The sequence below is a fragment of the Streptomyces sp. NPDC045701 genome, from assembly GCF_056432045.1.
The window spans coordinates 144,987-162,264 of sequence record NZ_JBWKJV010000003.1; the positions used below are offsets into that span (position 1 = coordinate 144,987).

Here is a 17,278-nt window from a genome sequence, read left to right on the forward strand (position 1 = left end):
CCGCCCCCGTGCGCCGTCCCGCGCGCCCCAGGCAACGCGGTGCCCCTCCACACCCTCTTCCGGCTCGGCAACCCGACCCCACGAAGGGACGAACGGTGGTTACGAGCACCACGAGACGAACAGCCCTGGCCCTGACCGCGATAGGCGCCGTACTGGTGCCCGCGGCGCCCGTGTCCGCCGCACCCGGCACACCGGCACCGCCCTCCGTCGACCTCCGCGCCGACGTCGACCGGGACGGCCGGGTCGACGTCACCGGCACCACGGACACCGCCGGGGAGGACACCTGGAGCACGGCCCGGGGCGCGGTGTTCCTGCCCAACATCGACGACGACACCAAGCGCTGCCCCACCGCCGGCCCCGGCGGCAGGCCCCTGACCGACGCCGCGCTCGCTGCCTGCAACGACGCCTCCGACGCCGTCGTCAACGGCACCACCGACCTCGCCGACCTGGCCCGGGTCCGCGCCGTGCCGATGGCCGGCCTGCCCGCCACCGCCACCGGTTCCGTCAGCGTCCCGGCCGGCGGCAGGCACACCCGCGTCTTCGTCCGGCGCGCCACCGGCTGGGCCCACGTCACCGGGAAGACCCGCCTGACCACCGCCGAACTGCGCGGCGGCCCCGAGTTCGCGGTCGAGAGCACCGACATCGTCCGCGACGGCAGGGTCTGGGACGGCCGCGCCGTGATCCGCCTGACCGTCACGGCACCCGGCCGGCCGGCCGCGAAGGACGACATCACCCTCCGGGTCGCCCCACTGCTGACGCACCACCACCTCCAGAAGGCCCAGCAGGTGCTGGTCACCAAGGTGCCGGGCCAGGACGACTACGCCCGGCGGCAGCAGGCGTTCGTCGGCGGGCTGGCCAAGGAGGTGAAGGCCGCCGGCATCACCCGGCCGCTCGTCACCTTCGACAAGTACCAGGACATCTGGGCGCAGGACTTCGTCGAGCCCGGCTACGTGAGCATGACCGGCCCCGGCGGGAGCCGCCAGGTCATCCGCGTGATGCTGCGCTCGGCGCAGCCCGACCGCGCGGCGGGCCGCGAGCTGTTCGAGAAGCTGCGCGGCGGCGGCGTGGGGGTCGTCCAGGTGACGGGGGTCCGCGACTCGGAGGAGTGGACCCTGAACTCGATGGGGAACCTGGAGACCATCCCCCCGTACGCGCACGGCGGCCGGTCCTTCCCCGCCGGGCGGATCATCATGGGCGAGCGCAAGGACGACGGGTCCAGGCCCGCCCTGGCGATGCGGACCATGCTGGCGTCCCAGGGCCTCCAGGACCCGCTGCTGCTCGACACGTCGTGGCTGCACGTGGGCCACGTGGACGAGTTCGTGCAGTTCCTCCCCGCCCCGGGCACCCCGCGCGGCTGGCGGCTCGGCATCGCCGACCCGGAGGCCGGGCTGAAGCTGCTGCGGGACGCGCAGAAGGCGGGGCACGGCAGGACACGGATGTTCTCCGTGCCGGACTCCCAGGAGCGGTTCGCCCCGAGGGAGACCATCGACGAGGCGCTCGCCTCCAAGGAGCTCCTCGCCGACAACGCCCTGGCCGCCGCACGGATCAAGGCGAACCTGGCGGTGCTCCAGCGCGAGACGGGTGTCACGGACGCCGAGGTCGTACGCGTACCGGCGCTGTACACGCGCGGCAAGGAGCAGGTCGGCGAGCGCGGCGAGCGGGTGCCCCGGCTGTCGCGGCTGGGCGCCGGCGAGGTACCGGACGTGGTCGGCGAGTACGGCCAGCAGAAGCGGCTGGCCCGGCGCGACGGGCGGGCGGCCGGCCCCGGCCCCGTCATGACCAGCGCGTACGTCCCCGGCGCCGTCAACGGCATCCTGCTGGGCGCCGACCGGTACCTGGCCCCGCGCCAGTGGGGTCCGGTCATCGGCGGCAAGGACGTGTTCACCGCCGCCGTGACCGCCGCCTACACGGGCGCCGGGATGAAGGTCTCGTACATCGACGACTGGGACACGTACCACCTGGGCATGGGCGAGGTGCACTGCGGGACGAACACCCTCCGGGACGCCTCCGCCGCGTGGTGGAAGCGGTAGACGGCGGGGAGCATGGGTGATGTGCCCGTGCTCATCGGAACCTCGGGGTGGCAGTACAAGGACTGGCGGGGCGTGCTGTACCCGGCGGGGCTGCCGCAGCGGCTGTGGCTGGAGGAGTACGTCCGCCACTTCGCGACCGTGGAGAACAACAACGCCTTCTACCGGCTGCCCACCACGGAGGTCTTCACCGCCTGGCGCGAACGGACCCCCGAGGGGTTCGTCATGGCGGTGAAGGCCAGCCGCTACCTGACGCACATCAAGCGGCTGCGCGACCCCGAGGAGCCGGTGGAGCGGCTGCTCGGCCGCGCGGAGGGCCTCGGCGACCGGCTGGGGCCCGTCCTGGTGCAGCTACCGCCGACCCTCCGCGAGGACACCGGCCTTCTGGCCGCCTGCCTGCGCCGCTTCCCCGGCACGGTCCGGGTGGCCGTCGAGCCGCGCCACCCCTCCTGGTGGGAGGCGGAGCGGGAGCTGCGGACGGTGCTGGAGCGGTACGGCGCCGCCCTGTGCTGGGCCGACCGGGACTCCCGGCCGGTGACGCCGCTGTGGCGCACGGCACCCTGGGGGTACGTCCGCCTCCACGCGGGCGCCGCCCGGCCGTGGCCCCGCTACGGGCGCCGGGCCCTGGCGTCCTGGGCGGGGCGGATCGCCGGCGCCTGGCCGGACGAGGACGACGTCTACGTGTACTTCAACAACGACCCGGGCGGAGCCGCCGTCCTGGACGCCGCCGTGTTCGCGCGTGCGGCGTCCGCGCTCGGCCGGACCGTGACGCGTACGCCCTCCCGCCCGCCCTCCCCCTGAGCCGGCACCGGGGGACGCCGGGCACCCGGCGGGGCGTCAGGAACCGGCCGGCACGGGCGGGATGTCCAGCAGGTCCAGGGCCTCCTCCCAGGGGAAGCCGCCGGACGCGGGGCGGTCCGGGTGCCCGCCGCCGATGCGCACCCCCATCTCCCGGAGGACGTCGAGGCTCCGGCGGTAGGCGGGGTGCGCGGCCTGGGCACTGCTCAGGCACGGCAGGACGGCGGTGGGCACGCCCGCCCCGTACGCCTCGCAGAGGATGCCCAGCGCCAGGGTGTCGGAGATCCCGGCCGCCCACTTGTTGATGGTGTTGAAGGTGGCGGGCGCGACCGCGATGGCGTCCGGTTCGGGCAGCGGGCGGGGGTCTCCGGGGCGGCGCCACGCGGACCGGATCGGGTGGCCGGTCCGCTCCTCGACGGCGGCCGCGTCGATGAAGCCCATGGCCAGGGGCGTGGCGACGACGCCGACGTCCCACCGCCGGCGCTGCGCCTCGGTGATGAGCCCGCCGACGCCGGGCGCGACGCCGGAGGCGCAGACGACGACGTACAGGAAGGGCTGGTGCGGCTGGTCGGGCACGTGGGGGCTCCGGTCGGTGTGGCGGGCGGGATGCCGGTGCGTCCCGCGGTACGCCGATGGTGCCGCAGTGCGCGCGGCGGGCGGTAGGTACCCTGAGCCCGTCGCGGACTCTCCCATCACCCCTTCCGTTCGGTGCAGTTGTTGCGCCGGCGCCGGCCGGGGTGGCGGATCGATCGGAATCAGGCAGGTGCACAGGGTGCTGGTGGCGGATCGGTACCGGTTGGAATCGCCCATCGGCCGCGGCGCGATGGGCGAGGTCTGGCGCGCCACGGACGAGGTGCTGGGCCGGCCGGTGGCCATGAAGCTGCTGCTCGGGGACGACTCCGACGCGCAGACGGCGGCCCGATTCCGGCTGGAGGGCCAGACCGCGGCCCGGCTGAGCCACCCGCACGTGGTGGCGGTGTTCGACTTCGGAGCCTGGGAGGGCCGCTTCTACCTGGTCATGGAGCTGGTGGAGGGGCGCAGCCTGGCACAGGAGCTGGCCGCCGCCGGTTCGCTGGGCGCGCCGCGGGTGGCCGCCGTCGCCGCGCAGACCGCGGCGGGGCTGGCGTCGGCGCACCGGCAGGGGATCGTGCACCGGGACATCAAGCCCGGGAACCTGATGGCGGACGCGGACGGCACGGTCAAGCTCGGCGACTTCGGGATCGCCCGGTTCGTCGACGACCCGGCCGCCGCGCTGACCCAGGCCGGGCAGATCGTCGGGACCAGCCTCTACCTGGCGCCCGAGCGTGCTCTGGGGCAGCCGGCCGGCCCGGCGTCGGACGTGTACTCGCTCGGGTGCGTGCTGTACCAACTGCTCACCGGGCGGCCGCCGTTCCACGCCGACACCGCGACGGCGATCCTGTACCAGCACATCGACACCGCGCCGGTGCCGCCGCTGCGGCTCGGGGTGGACGTGCCGCCCGCGTTCGAGAACTACCTGCTGGGGATGCTCGCCAAGCAGCCGGAGGAGCGACCCACCGCCCAGGAGGTGGCCGACTGGTTCGCCTCGGGCGCCTGGCAGGGGCGGGCCCAGTCGCTGCCCGCCCCGGCCCCCGCTCCGGCCGCCGCCCGCCCCCGGCGCGGCGCGCACTCGCAGGGCGCCGGGCGCGGACCGGCCGCCGCCCCCGCACCCGCCCCGGCGCCGGTGCGGGCCGCGCCCGTGGCGGCCGCCCGGCCGGGTGGTCCCCTGCCGTCGGCGGGACCGCTGCCGGGGGCGCCGGAGAGCGGCGCCGCGACCACGTACATGCTGCCCGACGGGCCGCGCCAGGGCGGCCGGGGCCGGCGCGCCGTGCCCGCCCAGCGCGGCGTGGGAGGCGCCCGGCAGTTCGTCCGGCGGCGGCCGCGGGTGGCGAGCGTCATCGCGGGGAGCGTGGCCTTCTTCGCCGCCGTCCTGATCGGCATGGCGGTGTTCTCTCCCAAGACCACCACCGCGGAGCCCCCCCAGGTGGAGATCGCCGTGACGCCCAGCACCCCGGTCGGCGGCGCGGACCACTGATCACCCGGGCGCCCGGGGCGCCGGGCACAGGGACGTCACGGCGCCGGGAGCCGGCCGACCGTGGGTGTCACGGCACGTCGGTCATGGCGGGCATCTCGCCTTCCGCCCTGCTCATGTCGATGACCGAGAACGTCGCCCCCTGCGGGTCGCGCAGGCTCGCGAACCGGCCGAAGGGGGTGTCCATGGGGCCCCACACCGCCGCGCCGCCCCGCTCGGTAGCCTTCGCCACGGCCGCGTCGCAGTCGTCGACCCCGAAGTACACGTTGATGTACGGCGGGACCTCCGGCGGGAACTCGTCCGTCATCTCCATCCGGCCCAGCACGGGGTCGTCGCCCACGTGGAAGGTCCGGAAGTCCATGCCGTCGGGGGTCTCCATCGTCTTCGCGGTGTAGGGGAAGACGGCGGGGAAGAAGGCGTCGGACGCGCCCGGCTCGCGGGTGAAGACCTCGGCCCAGCAGTACGCTCCGGGCACTCCGCGCACGTCGAACCCCTCGTGGCGGCCGGCCTGCCAGACGCCGAAGACGACACCGCCCGGGTCGCGGGCCAGCACCATGGTCCCCTGGTCGTCGACGCGCATCGGCTCCATGAGGACCTCGCCGCCGTTGTCGCGGATCCTGCCCGCGGTGGCCGCCGCGTCGGGCGAGGCGAGGTAGAGGCACCAGGCCGAGTGCCCTTCCGCGCCGGGCATCGGCGGCACGACGGCCGCCACGGCCCTGCCGCCGGAATACGCCTCGGTGTAGTCGCCGAACTCGCTGGACGCCTCGCCGAACGTCCATCCCAGCACGTCGCCGTAGAAGCTCTTGGCGGCTTCGACGTCCGCGAACATCGCGTCCGCCCAGCACGGCGTTCCTTCGGGTTGCACCGCCATGATTCCGTCCCTTTACCGCTCGATACCGCTCGATAGGGCTCGGGTTCCCTTCAGGGAACTCGTCCGAATTGTCACGCTAGCGAGCGTTGCGCCGGTGTGCTCGCCGAAAGGAATCGAGCCAACGGATCGAGCCGACACCGGAAAGTCGACCGAACGTCGAGCGGCCGCGCTTGACGGGGTGTCATAATGCGGATGTAGCCCATCGTGCATCCCCCGTCGCGATGGGCTACACCCCTGCCCGGACGCGACGGGCGGGGCATGCACGGGCAAGGGACTCCCCTCGTGGCCCCCTGCCCGCGTTTTTTCGAGTTAACAGTGACGCAGAGTGCCCGCGCAAGTCGATTCCGCAGCGGAGGCGGGACGCTCCGATTTGTCGCTGATGACAGGAAAACGCGAAGGGCGCACGCCCGAACCGCGGACGTCGCGGCAGAAGGTCGAGTACATGGTGGAGAAGACGTTCCCGGGCCGGAAAGTGTCCGGGCGGAGATCTTCGCCGACCCGATGAACAGCGCGGCGGTTCCCTCTCCCACCGCTATTCCTCCGACATTCCGGCCGGGAAGGTCACCACCACCCCTCCGAGGACATCATCAAGGCGCTGGGGCTGGGTTTCGGTGCGACCGGCGCTTCTTCAAGGACGAATCGAAAGTCGTCGGCGATGTCGTCGCAGGACTGCGATTCCTCGCGAAACGCCGCACCGGTGAAATCAGCGGGGTCGCCGCACACGGCAAACGACGACGACGGCATTCCGGCGGAGCTGCTGGAGTTCGCCCTCGCGCTCCCGGAGCGGAGCAAGCGGAAGGACACCGGCGAGGGGCGGCCGGAGGGCCGGTGAACCCGCGGAGGCACGCGGGCCCGGCAAGGGTGTTCCGGTGGCGATACCGGCGCCGCGGGGGATGACGTCGGGCGGCCGGTGGCCGGCACCGTCCGGACGGTCTCGGTCGGCGGCCGGGGCGTCGTCGGGTGCGGCGACGGCGGGCGTGCGGGCCGATGCGGCGCGGCGCTCCCGCCGGCGGTGCTCCCGCCGCGCCGGTCAGCCGGCCGCCAGGAGCTCCGCCAGGAACGCGTCCAGGTCCTCCAGGCGCTCCCGGCCGGCCGGGACCTCCTCGTACGTCCGCTCCAGGAAGCGCCGCAGCGACGGCGCCCAGACGGTGAACACGGTGGTGTGCGCCAGCTCGATGCGCAGCTCCTCACGGGTGCCGTTGAGCACCGGCCACATCCGTACGTCGCCCTCGCCGACCGCGTGCGCCATGCCGTCCCGCAGCATGTCGCGGTCCAGGCGCCACTCGGCGTACACGAACCCGGCGTGGGTGAAGCCCACCGTGATCGCGTACGGGTCGCGAGCGTCGTACGTCAGGTGGGACAGGACGGGAAGTTCCTGGCCGTCCGGCGAGAGAAGCCGCATGAAGACCTTGTCACGCAGGACCGCGTTCATGTCCGTTCCTCCAGGGGGATGGGTGACGGGAGCCCCCTTGCAGGTGCCCCGGGAAGCACGAGTAATGCGGCTGGCGGGGCGACCGGGCCGTACTCCGGTCGGCGGCACACCGCGCGGCGGCCGGTCCGGCCCGTCCCTACCGTGACTGAATGATCGTCAGTTCGTTCGTCGCCGCCCTGCTGCTGCTCCCGTCCGCGCCGGCCGGCCCCGCCGCCGCCCCGCGCCCCGTCGAGCCCGTGCCGCCGCCCGCCGCCGCGCGCGTCGACCCGGTGCTCCTGCACCGGCCCGGCACCCAGGTGCGCCTCCCACGCGGCGTCAAGGCGCCACCCCCGCTGTCCGCCCGGTCCTGGCTGATCGCCGACGCCGCCACCGGCGAGGTGCTCGCCGCGCGGAACGCCCACCTGCGGCTGCCGCCCGCCTCGACGCTGAAGACCCTGTTCGCGCTGGCCGCGCTGCCCGGCCTGCCGGCCGACCGGCAGCACACGGTCAGCGAGCACGAGCTGCGCGGCATCGGCGACGGCAGCAGCCTCGTGGGCGTACGCGAGGAGGTCACCTACCGGGTCGCCGACCTGTGGCGCGGGGTGTTCCTCAGCTCCGGCAACGACGCCGTGCGCGTCCTCGCGGGCCTGAACGGCGGCTGGGAGGCCACCGTGCGCAAGATGCAGGCCACGGCGCGGGCGCTGGGCGCCTACGACACCCGGGTGGTGTCGCCCGACGGGTACGACGCGCCCGGTCAGGTCTCCTCCGCGTACGACCTGGCGGTCTTCGGCCGCGCGGGGCTGCGGAACCCGGACTTCGCCCGGTACGCCGCCACGCCCTACGCCAAGTTCCCGGCCGGGCGCTGGTCGTACGGCATCCGCAACACCAATCGGTTGCTCACCGGCGCCGACGGCGTGGAGCGCTACCCGGGCCTCCTCGGCATCAAGAACGGCTACACCAGCCACGCGGGACACACCCTGGTCGCCGCCGCCCGCAAGGGCCCGCGCACGCTAATCGTCTCGGTGCTGAACCCCCGGCGGGGCGGCGCGTACGCCGTGTACGAGGAGGCCCGCGACCTGCTCGACTGGGGGTTCGCGGCGGCGCCCCACGCCCGCCCGGTGGGCTCCCTGCTCCCCCCGCGCGCGACCCTCCCGGTACCGGCCGCCGCCGCCCCGCCCGGCCCGACGGCGCCCCCGGCGCCGCGTTCCGTCCCGCCGACCGCCGCCGTCTCGGTCGCCACCCTGCCGGTGCCGGCCCACGGGCGGGGGCCGGGCCTCCTGCTGCCCCTCACCATCGTCGGCTCGGCCTGCCTGGCCGCGGCCATCCTGTGGTGGGTGCGCCGCCGCCCGGACACCGAGCGGTGACGCGTGGGGGGAGGCGGGGGCGGCGGGGGCGGTGATCCGTGACACTGCCCCCATGACACCCATCCCCGTGATCCTCGACTGCGACCCCGGGCACGACGACGCGTTCGCCATCCTGCTGGCCGCCGCCCACCCCGCCGTCGAGCTCCTCGCGATCACCACCGTCGCGGGCAACGCGTCCGTGGCGAGGACCGCGCTCAACGCGCGCCGCGTGTGCACGGTCGCCGGGATCGAGGGCGTACCGATCGCGGCCGGACTGGCGCGGCCGCTGCACGGGGCCGGGATCGTGGCGGGGAACATCCACGGCGAGTCCGGCCTGGACGGCCCCGGCTTCGGCGAGCCGACCGTCCCGCTCGACCCGCGCGACGCGATCACGCTGCTGCGCGAGACGCTGCTCGCCCACCCCGCCCCCGTGACGCTGGTCCCGACCGGCCCGCTGAGCAACGTCGCCGCGTTCCTGCTCGCCCACCCGGACCTGGCCGCCGACCGGATCGACCGGATCGTGCTGATGGGCGGCTCCACGGGGCGCGGCAACCGGACCCCGGCCGCCGAGTTCAACATCGCCGCCGACCCGGAGGCCGCCGACATCGTGTTCTCCAGCGGCCTGGACGTCACCATGATCGGCCTCAACGTCAGCCACCAGGTTCCGGCCGTCCCCGACGTGCTCGCCCGTCTGGAGGCGCTCGGCACGCCCCTGGCACGGCTGTGCGTCGAGCTGCTGACCTTCTTCGGCACCACCTACCGCGAGGTCTTCGGCCTCGCCGCGCCGCCCCTGCACGACCCGCTGACCGTGGCCCACCTCATCGACCCGGACCTGATCACCACGGTCCGCGCCCCGGTCGCCGTGGAGCTGACCGGGACGCACACGCGCGGCGCCACGGTGGTCGACCTCGACGGCGTCACCGGCCGCCCCGCCAACGCCCGCGTCGGCACGGCCGTCGACGCCCCGGCCTTCTGGGACCTGATCATCGACGCCGTACGCACCCTGGGGTGATCACCGCCGCAGGGCCCACCTCTGTACGGACTCCAGCGGACCGGCCGGGAAGCGGCGCAGCCACCAGGTGGAGAACACCAGCAGCACCAGCGACACCATCGCCCACAGCCCCATCACCCACCACGGCCGCCAGGACCCGCCGAGTGCGGACGCCAGGCCGAGCCCGAAGCCGTACGCGGCGAGCACGCACAGCACGTTCTGCGCGACATAACCCGACAGCGCCATCCGCCCCACCGCCGTCAGCCCGCCCGTCAGCGGACCCGGGCGCCGCACCCGGTCCACGACCGCGCCGATCAGCCCGATGTACCCGACCGCCACCAGCGGCGCCGCCCCGTACCGCCCCAGCAGGACGAGGTCCGAACCCCCCACCGCCACGGCCACGTTCAGCGGGACACCCAGCCCCAGGCCCCACACCAGCATCCGCGCCCGGATCCGCCGCGCCGTCGCGTCCGCCCCGAAGGCACCCGCCCGGAACAGCCGTACGCCCAGCAGGAAGAGGAACAGCAGCAGGCAGAACGTCAGCACCGGCTCCAGGCGCAGGGCGATCGCGTTCTCCAGCCGGAAGGCGATCTGGTCCGCCCAGCTGCCGTGCGCGTACAGGTCGACGACCTCCCGGGAGACACCACCGCCCGGCGCGGAGCCCGGCGACGGGCCCGGCGCGGCGCCGGACGAGGCCCCCGACGAGGAGTCCGCCACCAGGGCGGCCGTCAGCAGCCCGATCACCGTCACGTGCAGCCCGGCCGCCCACCACATCACCCGCCGCCTGGCCCGCTCCGAGCAGGTCAGCAGCCAGGCCACGAGCAGCGCCGTCACGGCGTACCCCATCAGCACGTCCCACGCGAAGACCAGCACGAAGTGCACGGTCCCCTCCGCGAACAGGAACAGCGCCCGCCACCGGTACCGCCCCGGCCACGGCTGTCCGCGCCGGGCCGCCGAACCGTACTGGATCGCCAGCCCGGCCCCGAACAGGATCGTCAGCAGCGACAGGAACTTCCCGTCCGCCACCAGCCGGAAAACACTCTCGGCGGCCTCCGGGAAAGTCCCGAACGACGCGTCCGGCAGCGCACCTTGGAGGACGCCCCACTCGGACCCCGGCCCGGTGAACACCCACACGTTCGTCATCAGCGTCCCGAGGATCGCCACGCCGCGCAGGACGTCGAGCAGGGCGAGGCGCCGCGTGCTCGTGGCCGCGTGCGCCACCGGGGTACGAAGGGTTTCGGTCATGAGTCCAGCGTCCGGGCGCGGACCGCCGCAGACGTCATGAGCGCGGACGAACCCGCGCTGCGCCGAAGGATGTAGCGCCGGGGGGCGGCCCTCGGCCGGGACGACCGGGCGCCTTGGCCGCCGACGTCGCACCGCGCCCGTTTCGTCCTTGTGGGGCGGGTACTCGGAGCGCATGGACACCCCCGGCAGGAACAGAGACCCGGACACCGTCGCACGGGCGGTGCTCGACCGCCCGACAGCCATGCGGCGCGAGATCCGCGGCCCGGTCCGCACACACCGGCCCGCCGTCGCCGACCGGGTGGCCGGGAACGGTACGACGGAGGAGAACATCGTGCGGGGCGAGGACTGACCCGCACGTAGGCTCGGCCCATGACCACCCCCGCCGTCTCCCTCGCCACCGCGCAGCGCTCGCTGGGCGATCCGGACCTGCGCTACCCGCTGTACCCGCCGCTGCCGCGCGGCTGCCCCCGCACGGCGACCTCCGAGATGGTCTTCCCGGTGGAGGTCGACTACGCCTACGAGGACGTGCCGGCGGACCTGTTCACGTCGCCCCTGCGCGGTGGCGGGCTGGAGCGGTGGGCTCCGTTGCTGCCGCCGCTCGACGCCCCGGGCCTGGGCGAGGGGGCGACCCCGCTCGTGCCGCTCGGGGACGGAGTGTGGATCAAGGACGAGTCGCGCAACCCGACGTGGAGCCACAAGGACCGGCTCAACCGGGTGGCGGTCGGCGCGGCGGTCCACGTGGGCGCCGAGGGGATCGCCGTCGCCTCATCCGGCAACCACGGCGCCTCCGCCGCGGCCTACGCCGCCCGCGCCGGGCTGCGCTGCGTCGTCCTCGCCTCGGCCGGCGCGCCGCCCGCGGTGGCGTCCTTCCTCAGGGCCTACGGGGCGGACGTCGTCGCCGTACCGGCGGAGGCGCGCTGGCCGTTGCTCGCGCTGATCGCCGAGCGCCTCGGCTACCACACCGTCAGCAACCTCACCCCGACCCACACGGGCCACCCCTTCGGACCGGAGGGGTACAAGACCGTCGCGTACGAGATCCACGCCGACCTCGGGGTGCCGGCCGCGGTGTTCGTCCCCGCCGGGTACGGCGAGCTGCTGTTCGGCGTCTGGAAGGGCTTCCGCGAGCTGCGGGACCTCGGCGTCACGGACCGGGTGCCGCGGGTGTTCGGGTGCGAACCGGCGGTCGGGGGCCCGCTCGCGGCGGCCGTCCGGACCGGGGCGCCGGCGGCCGTGGTGGAGACCGGCGCCACCGACGCGTACGCGATCGACTGCTCCGTCGGGGGCAACCGCGCGGTGCGGGCGGTCCTCGACAGCGGCGGCGACGCGCTCCTGGTGACGGACGAGGAGCTGCGCCGGGCCAGGGACGAACTGGCCCGGCAGGGCCTGTGGGCCGAACTGTCGGCGGCGGCCGGACTGGCCGGGTACCGGCAGTGGGCCGCCCGCGAGGGCGACGCCGGCGGGCCGGTGGTGTGCGTGTCGACGTCCAGCGGTTTCAAGGACCTCGGGGTGGGCGGTGACCCGCTGGAACCGGTCGAGCCGACCTGGGAGGCCGTGACCCGGGCGCTGCGCCGCCCGTAGCCGCGGCCACGGCGTGGGCGTGCCCGGCCGCAGCGCCGTCAGCGCAGGTGGGCGTACGAGCGGGGGTGGGCCGTGAGGTATTCGCGCAGCGTCATCGGGGGATGGCCGGTGAGGCGCCGTACCGTGTCGGCGACCGTGCTCATCTCGCCGGTGGCGATCGCCTCGTAGGAGGTGACCCAGCCGGCGACCTCCCAGTGCTCGGCGCCGTACCGCGCGCGGGAGGCGTAGGCCTCGGCGGGGGTCTCGGGGACGTAGCGCACCGGGCGCCCGGCCGCCCGGGACAGCTCCTCCGCCGCCGCGGCGAGGGTCAGGGCATCCTCGCCGGTGACGTCGTAGGCGGCGCCGTCGTGCTCCGCGCCGCCCAGCAGGACGGCCGCCGCGACGTCCGCGACGTCCTCGTGGGCGACCGCCGCGACCCGGCCGTCGCCCCCCGGTCCGCGCAGGACGCCGTCCTCGCCGGTCATCGCCGCGAACCCGGCGAGGTACCAGCTGTCGCGCAGGAACGTGTGGGGCACGTCCCGCGCCTCGATGTACCGCTCGGTGTGCCAGTGGTCGCGTGCGAAGGTGAACGTCGCCTGGGGCGCGGCGCCCAGGAACGACAGGTACACGATCCGCCCCACACCCGCCGCGAGCGCCGCGTCGACCGCCGTCCGGTGGTCCTGGATCCGGTCGGGGCCCTCGTGGGCGGACACCAGGAACAGGGTGTCCGCGCCGTCCAGGGCGCGGCGCATCGCCTCGGCGTCCCCGTACGGCGCGGGCGCGGCCTTCACCGCGCCCGGCAGGTCCGGCAGCCGGGCGGGGTCACGGCCGAGCAGCCGGGTCTTCATGCCCTGGCCGGCGAGTCGGCGGGCGACACGGCCGCCGACACGGCCGCTCGCCCCGGTCACAGCGATCACGGATGACATACCGCCGAGTCTGCCTCGGCGGGCTCAGGCGTACACCTCGGTGTCCTCCAGCACGCGCGCGGTGAGGCGCCCGTCCGGCGTAGGGCGTACGAGGAGAGGAATTCTGGCCCTCCCCCGCGCCACGGCGGACGCCTGGAGCGGCGGCTGGGGACGGCCCGGCCCGGTACCGCGCCGGTCCTCGCGGACCCACAGCGTGCCGACGCCGCCGAGGCCGCCCCGGGTCCGGCCGGTGGGCCCGCCGGTGACCGCGCCGTCGTCACCGGTGGCCCGCACCGACAGCGCCGCCTCGTCGGCGGCGCCCGTGGCGGCCCGGTTGAAGGCGGTCAGCTCCTGGTCGAGGCCGCGGACAGCTCCTTGTCCTCGCCGCCGACCGTGAGGGTCACTTGTCCTCCAGGTCGCCCTCGGTCTCCAGGTACACCTGCTTGAGCTGCTCCAGGACGGCCGGGTCGGGCTTCTCCCACATACCGCGCGACTCGGCCTCCAGGAGCCGCTCGGCGATGCCGTGCAGGGCCCAGGGGTTGGCCTCCTGGAGGAAGGCCCTGTTCTCCGGGTCCAGGACGTACGCCTCGGTGAGCTTGTCGTACATCCAGTCGGCGACGACGCCGGTCGTGGCGTCGTACCCGAAGAGGTAGTCGACGGTGGCGGCCAGCTCGAACGCGCCCTTGTAGCCGTGGCGGCGCATCGCCTCGATCCAGCGGGGGTTGACCACGCGGGCGCGGAAGACGCGGGACGTCTCCTCGACGAGGGTGCGGGTGCGGACGCTCTCCGGGCGGGTGGAGTCGCCGATGTACGCCTCGGGGGCGGTGCCCTTGAGCGCGCGGACGGTGGCGACCATGCCGCCGTGGTACTGGAAGTAGTCGTCCGAGTCGGCGATGTCGTGCTCGCGGGTGTCGGTGTTCTTGGCCGCCACCGCGATGCGCTTGTACGCGGTCTCCATCTCGTCGCGCGCCGGGCGGCCCTCCAGGCCGCGCCCGTACGCGTAACCGCCCCACACCGTGTACACCTCGGCCAGGTCGGCGTCGGTGCGCCAGTCGCGCGAGTCGATCAGCTGGAGGATGCCCGCGCCGTAGGTGCCCGGCCGGGAGCCGAAGATGCGGGTGGTGGCGCGGCGTTCGTCGCCGTGCTCGGCGAGGTCGGCCTGCGCGTGGGCGCGGACGAAGTTGTCCGCGGCCGGCTCGTCCAGGGAGGCCGCGAGGCGGACGGCGTCGTCGAGGAGCCCGATGGTGTGCGGGAACGCGTCGCGGAAGAAGCCCGAGATGCGCAGCGTCACGTCGATCCGCGGGCGGCCCAGCTCGGCGAGCGGGACGGGCTCCAGGCCGGTGACGCGGCGGGAGGCGTCGTCCCAGACGGGGCGGACGCCGAGCAGGGCGAGGGCCTCGGCGACGTCGTCGCCCGCGGTGCGCATGGCGCTGGTGCCCCACAGCGACAGGCCGACGGAGGTCGGCCAGTCGCCGTTGTCGTCGCGGTAGCGGGTCAGCAGCGACTCGGCGAGAGCCTGGCCGGTCTCCCAGGCGAGCCGGGACGGTACGGCCTTGGGGTCGACGGAGTAGAAGTTGCGGCCGGTCGGCAGGACGTTCACCAGACCCCGCAGCGGCGAGCCGGAGGGGCCGGCCGGGACGAAGCCGCCGTTCAGGGCGTGGACGGCGTGGTCCAGCTCGTCGGTGGTGGCGGCCAGGCGCGGGACGACCTGGCGGGCGGCGAAGTCGAGGACGGCGGCGACGGCCTGGTCGTACCCCTCGGCGACGGTGGCGACGGCGGCCGGGTTCCAGTCGGCGGCCTCCATCGCCTCGACCAGGGCGCGGGCCTTGGCCTCCGCCTCGTCGGCGGTGGTACGCGTCGCGGCCGACTCGTCCAGGCCGAGGGCCTCGCGCAGGCCGGGCAGGGACTGCGTGCCGCCCCAGATCTGGCGGGCGCGCAGGATCGACAGGACCAGGTTGACCCGTTCGGGGCCGGTGGGGGCGCCGCCGAGGACGTGCAGGCCGTCGCGGATCTGGGCGTCCTTGACCTCGCAGAGCCAGCCGTCGACGTGGAGCAGGAAGTCGTCGAACCCGTCGTCGTCCGGGCGGTCCTCCAGGCCGAGGTCGTGGTCGAGCTTGGCGGCCTGGATCAGCGTCCAGATCTGGGCGCGGATGGCCGGCAGCTTGGACGGGTCCATGGCGGAGATCTGCGCGTACTCGTCGAGCAGCTGCTCCAGGCGCGTGATGTCGCCGTACGACTCGGCGCGGGCCATCGGGGGCACCAGGTGGTCGACGAGCGTGGCGTGGACGCGGCGCTTGGCCTGGGTTCCCTCGCCCGGGTCGTTCACCAGGAACGGGTAGACCAGCGGGAGGTCGCCGAGGGCGGCGTCGGGGCCGCACGCGGCGGACAGGCCGGCGTTCTTGCCGGGCAGCCACTCCAGGTTGCCGTGCTTGCCCAGGTGGACCATGGCGTCCGCCCCGAAGCCGCCGTCCTCGGCGCGGGCGGCGATCCAGCGGTAGGCGGCCAGGTAGTGGTGCGACGGCGGCAGGTCGGGGTCGTGGTAGATCGCGATCGGGTTCTCGCCGAAGCCGCGCGGCGGCTGGATGAGGATGAGCAGGTTGCCGCGCCGCAGGGCGGCGAGCACGATGTCGCCCTCCGGGTTGCGGGAGCGGTCCAGGAACATCTCGCCGGGCGGCGGACCCCAGTGGCGCTCGACGTGCGCGCGCAGCTCCTCGGGGAGGGTGGCGTACCAGCGCTTGTAGTCGGCGGCCGGGATGCGGACCGGGTTCCTGGCCAGCTGCTCCTCGGTGAGCCAGTCCTGGTCGTGGCCGCCGGCCTCGATCAGTGCGTAGATCAGCTCGTCGCCGTCGCCGGACGCGAGGCCCGGCACGTCCTCGGCGCCGAAGTCGTACCCCTCCTCGCGCAGCCGCCGCAGCAGCGCGACGGCGGACGCGGGGGTGTCGAGGCCGACCGCGTTGCCTATGCGCGAGTGCTTCGTCGGATACGCGGAGAGGACCAGCGCGAGGCGCTTCTCGGCGTTGGGGATGTGCCGCAGCCGGGCGTGGCGGACGGCGATCCCGGCGACCCGGGCGGCGCGCTCGGCGTCGGCGACGTACGCGGGCAGGCCGTCGGCGTCGATCTCCTTGAAGGAGAACGGCACGGTGATGAGCCGGCCGTCGAACTCGGGGACGGCGACCTGGCTGGCGGCGTCGAGCGGCGAGAGGCCCTCGTCGCTCTCCTCCCACGCGGCGCGCGAACCGGTCAGGCACAGGGCCTGGAGGACGGGGACGTCCAGGGCCGCGAGGGCGCCCGCGTCCCAGGCCTCCTCGTCACCGCCCGCCTGGGCCTCGGCGGGCCTGGTGCCGCCGGCGGCGAGGACGGTGGTGACGATCGCGTCGGCCGTCCGCAGGCTGTCCAGCAGCTCCGGCTCGGGGGCGCGCAGCGACGCCACGTACAGCGGGAGGGCCTGGCCGCTCGCGTCCTCGATGGCGTCGCAGAGGGTGCCGACGAAGGCGGTGTTGCCGCTCATGTGGTGGGCGCGGTAGTAGAGCACGGCGACCGTGGGGCCGGTGGTGGTGCGCGCGGTCCGCTCCAGCGGGCCCCAGGTGGGAGCGGCGGCCGGCGGCTCGAAGCCGTGGCCGGTGAGCAGGACGGTGTCCGAGAGGAACCGGGCGAGCTGCTCCAGGTTCCCCGGTCCGCCGTGGGCGAGGTACGCGTGCGCCTCGGCCGCGATGCCGATCGGGACGGTCGAGGTCTCCATCAGCTGCGCGTCGGGGGCCTGTTCGCCGGTGAGGACGACCAGCGGCTTGCCGGTCGCGCGGAGCGCCTGGAGGCCCTCCTCCCAGGCGCGGATGCCACCGAGGAGCCGTACGACGACGAGGTCGGCGCCGTCGAGGAGGCCGCCCAGGTCGTCGAGCGGGAGCCGGGCGGGGTTGGCGAACCGGTAGGCGACGGGGCCGCCGGCCGCGCGGGCGCTGAGCAGGTCGGTGTCGGAGTGCGACAGCAGCAGGATCGTCGTGGCGGGCGCCGGGACGGGCGCCGTCTCGGGCGTGGTCGCGTGCGTCATGACGTGCGCAGGCCTTCCTCGGGGTGTCCGCGCCC

Annotated in this window: 14 protein-coding genes and 1 pseudogene; 8 read left to right on the plus strand and 7 right to left on the minus strand. The window is 74.9% G+C overall.

Annotated features, from left to right (window positions below; genetic code table 11):
• Positions 1–95 precede the first annotated feature (95 nt).
• Both AC07DW_RS04810 and AC07DW_RS04815 read left to right on the plus strand, forming a co-directional pair.
• Complete coding sequence (locus tag AC07DW_RS04810) at positions 96–2,030, plus strand: protein-arginine deiminase domain-containing protein (RefSeq protein ID WP_478856180.1); 1,935 nt, start codon at positions 96–98, stop codon at positions 2,028–2,030.
• Between the two features lie 21 nt (positions 2,031–2,051).
• Entirely contained in the window at positions 2,052–2,828 is a 777-nt protein-coding gene (locus AC07DW_RS04815; protein WP_478856380.1) for a DUF72 domain-containing protein, read from the plus strand.
• A 36-nt stretch (positions 2,829–2,864) separates the two neighbouring features.
• Here AC07DW_RS04815 and AC07DW_RS04820 read toward each other — a convergent pair whose 3' ends face one another.
• A complete protein-coding gene (locus tag AC07DW_RS04820; protein ID WP_478856181.1) occupies positions 2,865–3,401 on the minus strand; it encodes a flavoprotein in 537 nt (178 codons plus the stop codon).
• Positions 3,402–3,597: 196 nt separating this feature from the next.
• Between AC07DW_RS04820 and AC07DW_RS04825 the strand changes: the two genes are divergently transcribed.
• The gene (locus AC07DW_RS04825; RefSeq protein ID WP_478856182.1) at positions 3,598–4,878 is read left to right on the plus strand and encodes a serine/threonine-protein kinase; all 1,281 of its coding nucleotides are present in this window, start codon (positions 3,598–3,600) and stop codon (positions 4,876–4,878) included.
• 67 nt (positions 4,879–4,945) lie between these two features.
• Here AC07DW_RS04825 and AC07DW_RS04830 read toward each other — a convergent pair whose 3' ends face one another.
• On the minus strand, positions 4,946–5,746 hold the full coding sequence (locus AC07DW_RS04830; protein ID WP_478856183.1) for a VOC family protein: 801 nt from the start codon (positions 5,744–5,746) through the stop codon (positions 4,946–4,948).
• Positions 5,747–6,125: 379 nt separating this feature from the next.
• Between AC07DW_RS04830 and AC07DW_RS04835 the strand changes: the two are divergent.
• A pseudogene (locus AC07DW_RS04835) lies at positions 6,126–6,578 on the plus strand (hypothetical protein).
• 198 nt (positions 6,579–6,776) lie between these two features.
• Here the strand turns inward: AC07DW_RS04835 and AC07DW_RS04840 are convergent.
• Positions 6,777–7,178 carry an SsgA family sporulation/cell division regulator gene (locus tag AC07DW_RS04840; protein ID WP_478856184.1) on the minus strand — a complete coding sequence of 134 codons (402 nt, stop codon included), beginning with the start codon at positions 7,176–7,178 and terminating at the stop codon, positions 6,777–6,779.
• Between the two features lie 149 nt (positions 7,179–7,327).
• Here AC07DW_RS04840 and AC07DW_RS04845 point away from each other — a divergent pair, with 149 nt between their 5' ends.
• Complete coding sequence (locus AC07DW_RS04845; protein ID WP_478856185.1) at positions 7,328–8,521, plus strand: D-alanyl-D-alanine carboxypeptidase family protein; 1,194 nt, start codon at positions 7,328–7,330, stop codon at positions 8,519–8,521.
• Between the two features lie 52 nt (positions 8,522–8,573).
• Positions 8,574–9,512 (plus strand): nucleoside hydrolase, encoded by a 939-nt coding sequence (locus AC07DW_RS04850; RefSeq protein WP_478856186.1) that lies wholly within the window; start codon positions 8,574–8,576, stop codon positions 9,510–9,512.
• On the opposite strand, the gene AC07DW_RS04855 is transcribed toward AC07DW_RS04850, so the two are convergent.
• The gene (locus AC07DW_RS04855) at positions 9,513–10,736 is read right to left on the minus strand and encodes a DUF418 domain-containing protein (protein ID WP_478856187.1); all 1,224 of its coding nucleotides are present in this window, start codon (positions 10,734–10,736) and stop codon (positions 9,513–9,515) included.
• 172 nt (positions 10,737–10,908) lie between these two features.
• On the opposite strand from AC07DW_RS04855, the gene AC07DW_RS04860 reads away from it, so the two are divergent.
• Both AC07DW_RS04860 and AC07DW_RS04865 read left to right on the plus strand, forming a co-directional pair.
• Positions 10,909–11,085: a hypothetical protein gene (locus AC07DW_RS04860; protein WP_478856188.1), complete on the plus strand. Its 177-nt coding sequence runs from the start codon at positions 10,909–10,911 to the stop codon at positions 11,083–11,085.
• 20 nt (positions 11,086–11,105) lie between these two features.
• Complete coding sequence (locus AC07DW_RS04865; protein ID WP_478856189.1) at positions 11,106–12,314, plus strand: threonine synthase; 1,209 nt, start codon at positions 11,106–11,108, stop codon at positions 12,312–12,314.
• Positions 12,315–12,352: 38 nt separating this feature from the next.
• On the opposite strand, the gene AC07DW_RS04870 is transcribed toward AC07DW_RS04865, so the two are convergent.
• The 3 genes from AC07DW_RS04870 to cobN form a co-directional block, all read right to left on the minus strand.
• Positions 12,353–13,219, minus strand: a complete 867-nt coding sequence (locus AC07DW_RS04870; RefSeq protein WP_478856190.1) for an SDR family oxidoreductase — start codon at positions 13,217–13,219, stop codon at positions 12,353–12,355.
• 24 nt (positions 13,220–13,243) lie between these two features.
• Complete coding sequence (locus tag AC07DW_RS04875; RefSeq protein ID WP_478856191.1) at positions 13,244–13,492, minus strand: hypothetical protein; 249 nt, start codon at positions 13,490–13,492, stop codon at positions 13,244–13,246.
• A gap of 106 nt (positions 13,493–13,598) precedes the next feature.
• Positions 13,599–17,243 (minus strand): cobaltochelatase subunit CobN, encoded by a 3,645-nt coding sequence (gene cobN / locus AC07DW_RS04880; RefSeq protein WP_478856192.1) that lies wholly within the window; start codon positions 17,241–17,243, stop codon positions 13,599–13,601.
• Positions 17,244–17,278 lie beyond the last annotated feature (35 nt).